The sequence below is a fragment of the Paenibacillus senegalensis JC66 genome (genome assembly GCF_000285515.1).
GTDB classification, from domain to species: domain Bacteria; phylum Bacillota; class Bacilli; order Paenibacillales; family NBRC-103111; genus Paenibacillus_L; species Paenibacillus_L senegalensis.
In genome coordinates, this window is sequence record NZ_HE610963.1 from 21,498 (window position 1) to 32,661 (window position 11,164).

General features: G+C 44.4%; 10 protein-coding genes and 2 pseudogenes. 5 read left to right on the forward strand and 7 right to left on the reverse strand.

What is annotated here, in order from left to right; genetic code table 11:
• Window positions 1-128: 128 nt before the first annotated feature.
• The 3 genes from PSHG_RS28710 to PSHG_RS22540 all read right to left on the reverse strand — a co-directional run bounded on the left by PSHG_RS28710 (window position 129) and on the right by PSHG_RS22540 (window position 2,364).
• The gene (locus PSHG_RS28710) at window positions 129-710 is read right to left on the reverse strand and encodes a class I SAM-dependent methyltransferase (RefSeq protein ID WP_081505232.1); all 582 of its coding nucleotides are present in this window, start codon (window positions 708-710) and stop codon (window positions 129-131) included.
• 617 nt (window positions 711-1,327) lie between these two features.
• Window positions 1,328-1,792, reverse strand: coding sequence for a hypothetical protein (locus PSHG_RS22535; protein ID WP_010278154.1), 465 nt, complete (start codon window positions 1,790-1,792; stop codon window positions 1,328-1,330).
• Window positions 1,793-1,884: 92 nt separating this feature from the next.
• Entirely contained in the window at window positions 1,885-2,364 is a 480-nt protein-coding gene (locus PSHG_RS22540; RefSeq protein WP_010278157.1) for a GyrI-like domain-containing protein, read from the reverse strand.
• Between the two features lie 108 nt (window positions 2,365-2,472).
• Between PSHG_RS22540 and PSHG_RS22545 the strand changes: the two genes are divergently transcribed.
• Window positions 2,473-3,456 (forward strand): helix-turn-helix transcriptional regulator, encoded by a 984-nt coding sequence (locus PSHG_RS22545; protein WP_010278160.1) that lies wholly within the window; start codon window positions 2,473-2,475, stop codon window positions 3,454-3,456.
• Between the two features lie 42 nt (window positions 3,457-3,498).
• The gene (locus tag PSHG_RS22550; protein ID WP_010278163.1) at window positions 3,499-4,077 is read left to right on the forward strand and encodes a uracil-DNA glycosylase; all 579 of its coding nucleotides are present in this window, start codon (window positions 3,499-3,501) and stop codon (window positions 4,075-4,077) included.
• 157 nt (window positions 4,078-4,234) lie between these two features.
• Here PSHG_RS22550 and PSHG_RS22555 read toward each other — a convergent pair whose 3' ends face one another.
• A complete protein-coding gene (locus PSHG_RS22555) occupies window positions 4,235-5,113 on the reverse strand; it encodes an alpha/beta fold hydrolase (RefSeq protein ID WP_010278167.1) in 879 nt (292 codons plus the stop codon).
• Between the two features lie 157 nt (window positions 5,114-5,270).
• Here PSHG_RS22555 and PSHG_RS22560 point away from each other — a divergent pair, with 157 nt between their 5' ends.
• The 3 genes and pseudogenes from PSHG_RS22560 (at window position 5,271) to PSHG_RS28720 (ending at window position 8,177) form a co-directional block, all read left to right on the forward strand.
• Entirely contained in the window at window positions 5,271-6,026 is a 756-nt protein-coding gene (locus PSHG_RS22560; RefSeq protein ID WP_010278170.1) for a MerR family DNA-binding transcriptional regulator, read from the forward strand.
• A gap of 11 nt (window positions 6,027-6,037) precedes the next feature.
• Window positions 6,038-6,855, forward strand: a pseudogene (locus PSHG_RS28715) (MerR family transcriptional regulator).
• A 101-nt stretch (window positions 6,856-6,956) separates the two neighbouring features.
• Entirely contained in the window at window positions 6,957-8,177 is a 1,221-nt protein-coding gene (locus tag PSHG_RS28720; RefSeq protein WP_010278173.1) for an MFS transporter, read from the forward strand.
• A 396-nt stretch (window positions 8,178-8,573) separates the two neighbouring features.
• Here the strand turns inward: PSHG_RS28720 and PSHG_RS22575 are convergent, their stop codons facing one another.
• The 3 genes and pseudogenes from PSHG_RS22575 to PSHG_RS29640 all read right to left on the reverse strand — a co-directional run.
• Window positions 8,574-9,623 carry a tetratricopeptide repeat-containing glycosyltransferase family 2 protein gene (locus PSHG_RS22575; RefSeq protein WP_010278176.1) on the reverse strand — a complete coding sequence of 350 codons (1,050 nt, stop codon included), beginning with the start codon at window positions 9,621-9,623 and terminating at the stop codon, window positions 8,574-8,576.
• 403 nt (window positions 9,624-10,026) lie between these two features.
• The gene (locus PSHG_RS30780; protein ID WP_157213491.1) at window positions 10,027-10,185 is read right to left on the reverse strand and encodes a hypothetical protein; all 159 of its coding nucleotides are present in this window, start codon (window positions 10,183-10,185) and stop codon (window positions 10,027-10,029) included.
• 42 nt (window positions 10,186-10,227) lie between these two features.
• Window positions 10,228-11,164: pseudogene (locus PSHG_RS29640) on the reverse strand (hypothetical protein); the annotation flags it as partial.

The following is an 11,164-nucleotide window of genomic DNA, read 5'->3' on the forward strand; positions in this document are numbered from 1 at the left end:
CATTGCGGTTTTCCGTCCATTTTTTTGTTTTGGGGACTTATTGGACAGCCCCTTGTTTTTTTGTAATGGTGAGAAAGTCGCTTTGGGGATAAGTCGGTTAAACGATTCCAATAGGCTGCACTAACCTCTTATTTTCGCAGGCTTTCAGATCTCTTCCGTAAAATGATAAAATCCGCGGAAGATTTGTCTTTGTACCGCTGCGGCACAATGGACTCGATAGAGAAATCCGGAAATTCCTTGAGATGGCCAAAAATATCCCGATCCTTGATGGTATCAACAACCGGAGCCTCCTTGCCGGTGGTCAGTTTGGTGTAAAGCACGACCAGATTGGAGGAGGCTTCTAAAATGTGCTGCAATGTCGCTGCAAAGTCCTCGTCATCCGTGATATGATACAGAACGTCCAGACACACTACCATATCAGCTTGAGGCAATTCCCGGACGGCAAAGGAGCCGGGATGGTACAGCATGAACCGTTTGGTAGGGTCGTCCTTGAATTTTTCAGTGCACAGTTGGACGGCCGATGCGGCGACATCCAGACCTAGATAATCCGGATACTTCATCAAGCTTAGCTGATGGCCGTCCCCGCAGCCGAACTCGATGACGGTCCGAACGCTGTTGCGCTCCACAAGTTCATTAACAACCTCCGCTTTGAATTCCGCGAGTTCCCCGTAAGAACCGCTTCCCGATGTACCCCCATACGCATAATTTATATTCCACTAGTCAATGTAATTGAAAGTCACCCTGCACACCTCCGAAAATTTTAACGATTCCGTACTATTTTCGGTTGCCTATCGCCTATCGCTAATTGCTCTTAAGCTGTGGCCGTTCGTTGTATGTTCCTCCCTTACCGATGAATTTGTGATACATGGTGTTATTCATTTTATTACGGCATGTGTAGAAATAGTTCCAAAAAAAGGGGGATGACCGGAATAGAAGCTGGTTCCAACTGTCGAATCTGTTGTTCTGAAAAAACGCGCAATATGTGGTTGCATCACCGTCATGTGACGCAGAACACCACGCACTGGGAGCTTCGCGCGATGCAGAAAGAGACCGGAGGCTGGTTAATGCCGCTCTCTGTTAAATTTGCAAGTTGACCTTGCTTAACTATGATGCTGAAAAAAATAGATCGGTTTTGGGGGTACATCCAGGGAACACCCTAAAACCGATCTATTATTGTTTGAACGTAAGTCTCGAAACAGGAGGCCTGACAATCGTCGACATCGGGCAATACAGGATTAGCCGTTGCAAAGTCATCGCCAAGTAATAGTTAATCAATGGATAAGTCGGTTATCGCTGGATCTTGAGATTTTCGACTTCTCGCACTGCTTCAATATTCTCCTTTGATAACAAAAAACGAGCCCCGGATCGTTCCGGCTAATTTAGACTTCTGCCTGGCAAATTTAAATTTCCCTTCCAGCTCCTTAGGAACTTCCATCCCCTCGGAAAGCTTGAAGCCCACAGCCCGCTTCTTAGGATCGTCGACCGTATACATGACATTGACCCCAAGACCATCCTCATAAAAGACGAAGGCCCACTGGATATTTTCCACTTGAAAACGCGACGTCTCCAAAGGCTTGGCCGCAAACTCAAGATCACGTTCTTCTTTCAAAATCCGGTGCACATAATCAACGGTTTCCTGGCTTTCGCTAGCAGGTTCAACTGTAAATGGATGCTTATATTTATTCATAAAGTACCGGGCTTCATTCGCTCGCAGACCCGCAAGCGCTTCGGCTGCGGGGGAAGACTCTAAGCCAACCGTAGACACATTTTTAAAATCAACCCTATAGGACATGGTGTTCATTCCTCCTAACCGTTGTACGAGTGGCTACTTCTTGGAACCTGCTTGCCGAGCCATACTCGCATTGCAGGTATTCACTTATCCTGCTATTTCCTGACAACAGGAATCCACATTTCGCCATATACGAGCCCGTCTCGCTGTCCCATCTCCACCGTTGTATTTGGCCCGCCAACGTAGGCAATATCCTTTGCTTCCGGCAAGGCTTGTCCAAAAGCAATGCCGGTAAGTGAATGGCTCAACTCTTCAGCCGTCTTTGCTTCCCCTTTGACAACCAAGTATTCCCCTTTAGGAAATTGAATCATTCGGGTTGCTTCGGGTAACGATGCCTCTGTCAGGACGCCAGCATAATACATCATTTTGTTATTCACGGCCTCATTCACGGCGAACAGGTAGTCATTAGCGGCGACGGCTTTTAAAGCGGCAAGCCTTCCATCCTGCTCAATCGTCTGCCAGAAGTCGGCCTTTTCCTTGTTGATTCCGGCATAGTCTGTGTAGTCGCTTTTAAGCTCGGTCCCAATACCCAACACGATAAAACTGTCTTTTTCCTCAAGCGTATAATTTGCCATATCCATACCTTCTCTCTTGTCAATTTTATCAAATGCTTGGTCATTTCATCTGATGGGTCTATAATAACCTTAAATCATGTCAAAAAGTGATACTGTTTAGGAGACCAGATGAAAAAAGTCGAACGGATTAATACGATGATGAGGTATATTAACAATCGTGCCCATTTTACCATTTCTGAAATCATGCGGGAATTTAATATTTCACGATCGACAGCTATTCGGGACATCAGAGAAATTGAAGCTATGGGTATGCCGCTTGTCGCTGAAGTTGGAAGGGATGGGGGCTATTTTGTCATGAACAATTCGGTTCTGCCCACGGTCCGTTTTACAGATAATGAGATCAAAGCGCTGTTTATTGCCTTTATGGCCACAAGAAACCAACAACTCCCCTATTTAAAAAGCCGCCATTCTCTAGCTGAGAAATTACTGGGTCTGATCTCAGCTAACCAGCAGGATGACCTTGTGCTTTTGAATCAAATCCTGCTATTTGAAGGGACCAATCCCCATAATCCCGACCTGCTTGATCTGTCAGACCTGCCCCATCCGATGCTGGAAACACTCATTCAACTCCTTCTGCTAGACCGCTATTTATTGGTTTCCATCCAAGAAGAGCAGGAAATGAGAGCTTATCCCATTTATCTCTTGCACTTATACCGGGAAAAAAGCGTGTGGCTAATGGAAGGCTTCGACTTGGAGGAAGAAAAGCGGCGGATTTTTCCTGTCGATCATCTCACCGGTGTAGAACCTTTCCCTGTCAAAAAAAGAGTAAGCAAGAAAAAGATTTTAGAGCAGGTAAACAAACAGGAGGAAGCTGTCAATCTTGTCCTGGAGCTTGGTCCAAAAGCGATTGGCCAGTATAAAAAATATCATCCTTTAAACATTTCATTATTCTATACGAATCCTTATCAAACCTCAGCCAGGTTAGAGACGTTTATCGATGTTCAAAACTCAGAAGAATTATCGGAAACAATTAATTGGCTGCTTTTCCTTGGGGGAGATATCAAGGTCAGGGAGATGCCGGAAGAAGTTGTGGAAGGCATGCAGGAGAGATTAACCTTATACGGCTCAAGTTTTGGTTTGGGGCGGGCATAATGAACTTATAACGTACGAAAGGAAGGAGCTGCAGGCACAGAAATGGATCATCCCTTTGTTATTTTGCCCGAAGAACAAGCACCCGATAATATACAGCATTGTGAGCTTTGCGAACTATCCAAGCAGAGGTCCCGTGTTATTTGGGGCGAGGGAAACCCGAAAGCCAAGTTAATGTTGATTCTGGATAATCCCGGAGCCCGAGAGGATAAGCAGGGAAATTCGTTTTTGTGTGGTACCCGGGAAACTCTCCAGCTCGGATTGAAGGAGGCGGGTATAGACATAAACGATGTTTATGTCACCTATTTACTTAAATGCCGCCCGTTGCGTGCCTATAAAAAGCCTGAGGCTAGGGCTGCTTGTCTCCCTCATCTACAGCTGCAGATCGTTCAGAAGCAGCCGTCTGTGTTATTTGGATTTGGTAATGTCGTAGCGGAAGCATTATTTCCTGATAAGGAGAATGCAAGTGTCAAAGAATTACGAGGTGGCTGGTATGAGTTTCAAGGTACGCCCATCAGCTTCACCTATCACCCGCTTGCAGTAAGAAGGCGGCCCAATTTACTTAGGTTCTTCGTTGAAGACTTGAAGGCCTTGAAGGAGAAATGGGAGGAGATACAGCAGTAATTAACTGGTAAAAGCACTTCCTTTTTCCTCTTAGAGAGGTAAAAAAATTAACACGCCGGGCTGAACGAAGCAAGTTAGACAAAGAGTTGTATAATTGTTACAGGGAAAAGAGCGAAGCTGGCAAAATATCGCTCAGCTCTTTACTTTTTTGGGTACACTAACAGAGTATACGGTTAATTAACCAAGATTTTATCAAGGGTAGAACCGATTCGGGCTGCATTGCTTTTGTATGGTCCATGCTTTCTCCCTTCAAGATGACGACATCCCAGCCAAACTGTCGTAATACCTTCTCGTTCTTGTTCAAAATTCCAACGATATCCACCGTTGCATTTCCGAAGTTTTCGCCATAAACAATCGTGTCATGCTCCCCGGCAAATGTTAGCTTTGGCAAGCACAATGTATCCTGAATTCGTGTATCGTCAAAGTCCGATAAATGTTTATACATGGTGAAATATTGTTTGGTTTGAGAAGGGTTCATGTTAACTTGCACGTTTTCCCAATCAAAGGAGTCGGAGCTGATGCTCTCATCACTTCGATAATCAGAGGTGTTTTGCTGGTTTAATGCCTGTTCATACGTCTTTGTGGTTACGGTCATCATCTCTTTATACGGTCCTTCGTATGGAGGGAATCCCCCTGCGATCAGGCTTTCCAATCGGTTCGTTCTGATTGCTAATTGTAAACCGATTAGAGCTAGCCATGAGTAGCCATAATAACTAAACGTCTCAACCTGCATTTCATCGGCTATCCGCAAAAAATCCCTAATAATATTATGGGGTGTAAGAAGTTCTGGCTGGGGGTGCTCAAAAAGGTGACCTTCATAGTCAAAATGCAAAACCTGAAACGTATCGGAAAGTCCCTCAACCAGTTTTTTTCCTAGCTCAGGGTCAATCCCCCACTTTTTTAAGTTATCGGCTGCCGGACCATGGACCGATTTTTTGGCGTTGGGCAGCATTACGACTTTATTAGAAGAATTCCCAGTTAGGCCGACTTCCAATTTTGAACCATCCACGAGTACTATATATTTTTTCTTAGACATGAAGATCACTCCTAAAATAGTCTATATTGGAAGCATACAACATTCACGCAATCTTTCGGTTTTTACTTCGTTAACCCTTGGTGGTACTATAGGTTGATAGAGGTTATGTTAACACAGCACTTAAAGGTTTTACTTTAAATTTCGGGAGTGTGCAAACATGCAAGCTGCCTATACACCCGCACAGGTTGCTAACAGGTTGAATGTAAGTACTACCACATTAAGAAGATATGAAGAGCAGGGATTGCTTCCGGATGTTCCGAGAACGGAGGGAAATCATAGATTTTATACACCCGCACATCTTCAGGCTTTCATCACGATTAGAACGCTTTTAATGGGATATGAAATTCCTGTCGTATATAAGGTTATGAGGAAAATTAAAAACACCGATTATACAGAGGCCCTCTGGCTGGTCAATGATCAGCTTTACCTCATTCAAGAAGAAAAGCAACGGGTTGTAGAAATTCTGGGCATGATTCGAGATGCTGATTTCACTCAATACAGAAATGTTAAGCTGACCAATTCGATGACTATCGGAAAAGTGGCGGAATTGGCGGGAGTAAATACCTCGGCCATCCGATATTGGGAGAAGGAGGGGTTGATTAACTCGGAACGAGACAATGAAAACGGTTATCGAATGTACACCGTGGCAGAATTTCGAAAAATTTTAGTGATAAGCAGCTTAAGAAAATCCGTCTATTATATCGATAATTTGAAGGACCTTCTGAATGAATTGGATATGCACCGGTTTTCAAAAATAGATCGATCGTTCCAATTTGCTCTTCAGAAGTTAAACAATAAATTAAAAATGCAATTTCAGGGAATTGCTGAATTAATGAAATATATAGGTAAACTCAACATCCCTCATTTCGATTTAGACGGAATTTTTTGGGATAACAGCCATCTTCAAGAATAAGGATGATCAGAATGAAGAATAGATTTTCAATAGGCGAAATGGCTAAACTCCATAATACCACGATAAAAACACTAAGATATTATGATGAAATTGGGCTGCTAAAGCCAATAGATACTGACCCGAATAACGGATACCGATACTATTCGACCGAGCAGTTTGAACAATTAAACACTATTCAGTATTTGAAGGAGATAGGCTTTACTTTAAAGGAAATCAAGCGACACCTGGATCATAGGATATTGATGGTTTTCTGGTGCTGCTGGAGAAACAAAAAAAACTAACAGAAAACAAGATAAAGGAATTAGAGCGAGTTAACCGTAGGTTTCAAAATAGAATCGAGGATATTAAATCAGCTCGAGAAGTAACGGAATTAGGAAAAACGTTAATTAAAGAAATAAAAGAGAGGAAAATAGTAAGGTTAATCGGAAAAATCAGCACAGAGCCAGAATTGGAGGTTTCTTTGAGGCAGTTAGAGAACTTGGCGAATATGAATGCCTCCATATTTATCGGTGGTGTCGGGCTTACTGTGGAGATGGACAATGTAAAAAATCAAAAATTCGACGAATACAACTCTATTTTTATCATAATCGAGGATGAAGATATACAAAGCCCTTTAATGGCAACGCTCCAGGAGGGGAAGTATGCCACTATTTATTATAGGGGGAATCATAATGATTCATCTCCATATTACAAAATCTTGCTGGATTACATCCAAGAAAACGGTTTGCAAATTATAGGGGATTCAATTGAAAGAACCATCATTGACCATTACATTTCTAAAGATAAAGAAGATTACCTCTCAGAAATACAAATTCCAGTAAGCTATTGACCCTCCCCTAACAGGAGGGTTTATTATTTGTGTGGAGTTTGCAAGGGAATTCTTCATACGTTGAGTTTCCGATTTAGTAAGGAAAAGGAGCAATCAAAACCATGACTCACGTAAATAATAAGATCTGGTCTTTATCTTTCATTTTTGTGCTGATTTCCAATGCCTTAGTTTTTATGATTTTTGAAATGTTGTTGCCCACTCTTCCTTTATTTGTCACGGCTATAGGAGGAGGAGCCAGCCAGGTGGGCTTAGTGACAGGGGTATTCATGCTATCAGCTATATTAATTCGTCCATTTGCCGGTATTCTTGCAGCAAAATTTGATAAAAAAATGCTGTTAATTTTGGGAATCGCAATCATGGCTTTATCAACGGGGGCTTATTATCTGGCCAATCATATAACAACATTATTGATCATTCGTTTGATTCATGGAGCCGGTTTTGGATTAGCCACCACCTACTTTGCGACGCTTGCAGCCGAAATTATTCCTAAAGATCGTCGAGGCGAGGGGATTGGTTATTTTGGTGTTGGAGAAACAGTAGCCATATCTGTAGGCCCCATGATTGGAATTATGACTCTGGAATTGTTTGACTTCCTAAGATTATTTTTGGGAGGAATGGCCGTTCTTTTGTTAGCTGTTATAATGGGGATTTTTATAAAGAGGGCGCCTAAAGGAAAAGAGCTGGATAAACTGGATACTCATAAAGTTAAAATATTGGAGAAGAGAGTCCTTTTTCCTGCCATTCTTATTTTCTTAATTGGAAGCGCTGCGGGAGGAATTATGTCCTTCTTTTCTCTATACGCAGTAGAAAAGGAGTTCACCCAAGTAGGATTGTTTTTCTTATTGATCGCAGCAGCAAGCTTTGCCGTACGATTAATATCGGGGAAGTTGTTTGATAAATATGGGCCATCTATTATTCTTGTGCCAGGCGCCATTCTATCGGTTATTGGATTAGTTATGCTATATGGAGCAATTAGCGATAGCACGTTTCTGATAGCCGCTATTTTTTATGGATTTGGATTTGGTGCTATCTTCCCCGCGATTCAAACATGGAGCATGAACTTGGTAGAAGAGCATGAACATGAGGATGCGATGGCTTCGTTCTTCAACTTTTTTGATTTAGGTATTGGGGGAGGCTCCTTAATCCTTGGATTCATCGCTACAATCGCGTCTTATCAGGCTATCTACTTTGTCGCATCGGCTGTTTATGGGTTATTTCTTGTAATCTATGCTGCTTATTTAATTGTTAAAAGGAAGCATAGGGAGGAAAGGGCCAAGCAAGCAGCTACACTATCTCTGGATGAAGGCGGAACCGTACAATAAACCGATAAACGCCCAGGGACAAAGCACGAACCTCCTTATTAATAGAACTGATCTAGTATATGCTGATTTGTAATTTTTGTAAGGTGTGGGAGCCTAACAGGTAGGGAAATTACGCGAATTAGGTGGAAAGATACGGCTAACTTTTTAAAAGTTTTTACACCGAAAACAGCAAGGATAGAAAATGTGGGGAGGGATATGGTAAAACCGGCCCCCGCCAAAGGGAGCCAGCTTTTTAAGACTATAAAAAAGTAAGCCCAGGATATGAACCGAGAGGAATGATGATTATCATTAGCTGATGTCGTTTGTGGAGGATTAGATTTGAAGAGAGCTGCGGAGTGATCGCAAGAGAGGCTAATGGAGTAGATAAGTTTGAATAGGCTGGATTCAGCTCAGCCTTCACTGCCTGGCACTGCGATAGGCTTCCGCCTGCTTCCGGTGAAACCGCGCCTGTTCACTATCACCAAGCACGTCATAACAAAGAGCAAGCTGCTGATGCGGAAGCCAAGTATGGTAGGCGTTATCAACGACTGACCAAGCGTATCGCTCTGCCAAGGGTTGCAAGTAAGCTGTCCGGTACCAAAATATCGCAGCTTCAACATGCCCTTTTTTCAGGAAATGCTCTCCCATGCGGCAGCTGAAGGCGGGGTAAGGAATGTCCATTGTAAGTGCCCGCAGAGTAAGCTCCAGTTCCTTTTCCGGTTGGTTTGCAAGTACGTAACAGGTTGCTAATTTGTGCAGGATGAATACCTTGTTTTCCAGTGATACTTCGGGGCTATCCATGCATCGTTCGTAATAATGGATCGCTTTGTCATATTGTTTGTGGACGTTGCACTCCCGGGCGTAATGAAACATATCGGATATGCTTAATTCACGGCCTCTAGCCAGATGCCGTTCGTAGATGTCAAGGTTTCTTCGGGAGGCTGGGCCCTGAACGTTCCTCGTCTTGGTATGCGTGACTATAATATCGGAATTCAAATATCGGTACGGGACGTCTACAGCCAAATCTTCGTGCACAATTCCATGCCATTGAAAACCTAGGTCCCGCTTGACCAGCCGCAGCCGTGTCGTATGGGACATAATTATTCCGCTGTCGTCTTGCGGGATCTCGTACTTCATCGAGACGGCCCCGATCTCTTCTCCCAGCGAGGCTTTTAATTTCTCCAGCTTATCCCGCTCTTCAGGCTTGAGGATGTCGTCTGCATCCAGCCACATAATATATTGTTTGGCTGCATATTGAAAGGAAGCGTTTCTGGCAGCGGCGAAGTCGTCAATCCATTCAAAATCGTACACATGCTTTGTCCATTTCGCTGCAATTTCTTTCGTCCGGTCCGTAGAGCCTGTATCGACAATGATAATTTCATCTGGAATGCCATTTAAGGAAGACAGACACTTATCCAGGGTATGTTCTTCATTTTTGACGATCATACATAAGCTGATCGTACTCACGATCACCAACTCCTTTTTCGGTGATTTCAGTAGGAACTATTATAATGTATGCCGCTGGTTACCGTACGTTCCTTCAAAAAAGATGTAATCGCTCGGTATGGAGGCAGTAGAAAAAAAGAGTACGTGCACGTTCACGAATCTATGAACTATGAACGCTGACCGAGAGGGTTTTTCTCGTAATGGAAAACTCTCACCGCGGGGTGCGAGGGAAAAGTATCGTTACAATACTACGCCCCTCAACGTTACCTAATGGTATAGCGAGAGGCTGTTCAGTGTATAGAAGTATGGTAATCTTGCTAAAACTTTAAGGACCCGCCGTGTGTGAGTCCGCATATACAGTGGTGTGAGGGGGCGGGGGCTAGGCGCCCCCCGATGCTGCTATTCGGTAAAGCTATCCATTAAGTTATAGCCCTTGACCGAATGGATCCACTCCGCTCCAAATCGGACCCGGAAATGGAATCGTTCCGACAATACTATTCGTCATATGATCAATGACATAAACCTGGTTCGTTGAGACTGATGGAGCATAAATAAGATTGGCAGCAAATGAATTCTGATACATGGGAGCGTGTACCTGACTATTATTAAAATCCCTTATAACAAATTACTTTATTTTGATAATACTCACATTACTCCAGCCACTATTTTGAGAAGTAAGTTGAACTGTCATACTTGAAAAGGTTGCGTTTATTGGAAAAACAAGCTGTGAATTTGCAGACGTTACCTTGATTATTCCACTGGATGTTAAGGTTACGCCACCAATAGCGCTACTGGTTGTAGGTTTATAAATATAAGAAGTTATTACCGTCGTATTGTTGTTTAAAGTCGGGATTATACTGGCATCGATTGCAGCTGTTACATCGCTTAAATAAAGTCGGATTGTATATGAAACATGGTATAAGCCGGGTTGCAGCGTGATAACCGTATTACTGGAACCCCCAAGACTGATCGTTCCAGGATCAGCATTATTAATTTCTACTGAGAGAAATGGAATATTAAGAGGGGTACCAGAGGTTAATGAAGTAGCATTGACGGGTAAAAGTAGTGCGTTATTGCCTATAACGCTTGGCCCAGTAGCGCCTGTGGCTCCAGTAGCGCCTGTTGCACCAGTGGCGCCTGTCGCTCCTGTGGCTCCCGTGGCTCCGGTCGCACCTGTCGCTCCCGTTTCGCCCGTGGCTCCAGTAGCCCCTGTAGCCCCTGTCGCACCTGTCGCTCCCGTGGCCCCTGTAGCACCCGTGGCTCCGGTCGCACCTGTCGCTCCCGTGGCCCCTGTAGCACCCGTGGCTCCTGTAGCCCCCGTAGCGCCCGTGGCGCCCGTAGCTCCTGTAGCGCCCGTAGCGCCCGTAGCGCCCGTGGCTCCCGTAGCGCCCGTGGCGCCCGTGGCTCCCGTAGCGCCCGTGGCTCCTGTGGCCCCCGTAGCACCTGTGGCTCCAGTAGCCCCCGTGGCTCCCGTCGCGCCTGTGGCGCCCGTGGCTCCCGTAGCGCCCGTGGCTCCTGTGGCCCCGTAGCACCTGTGGCTCCAGTAGCCCCCGTGGCTCCCC

Excerpts from the sequence above, each read along its gene's own strand:
- PSHG_RS22555 (WP_010278167.1), bottom strand. The coding sequence starts at position 5,113 with ATGTCTAAGAAAAAATATATAGTACTCGTGGATGGTTCAAAATTGGAA.
- PSHG_RS30780 (WP_157213491.1), bottom strand. The coding sequence starts at position 10,185 with ATGTATCAGAATTCATTTGCTGCCAATCTTATTTATGCTCCATCAGTC.
- PSHG_RS28720 (WP_010278173.1), top strand. The coding sequence starts at position 6,957 with ATGACTCACGTAAATAATAAGATCTGGTCTTTATCTTTCATTTTTGTG.
- PSHG_RS22535 (WP_010278154.1), bottom strand. The coding sequence starts at position 1,792 with ATGTCCTATAGGGTTGATTTTAAAAATGTGTCTACGGTTGGCTTAGAG.
- PSHG_RS22550 (WP_010278163.1), top strand. The coding sequence starts at position 3,499 with ATGGATCATCCCTTTGTTATTTTGCCCGAAGAACAAGCACCCGATAAT.
- PSHG_RS22545 (WP_010278160.1), top strand. The coding sequence starts at position 2,473 with ATGAAAAAAGTCGAACGGATTAATACGATGATGAGGTATATTAACAAT.
- PSHG_RS22540 (WP_010278157.1), bottom strand. The coding sequence starts at position 2,364 with ATGGCAAATTATACGCTTGAGGAAAAAGACAGTTTTATCGTGTTGGGT.
- PSHG_RS22560 (WP_010278170.1), top strand. The coding sequence starts at position 5,271 with ATGCAAGCTGCCTATACACCCGCACAGGTTGCTAACAGGTTGAATGTA.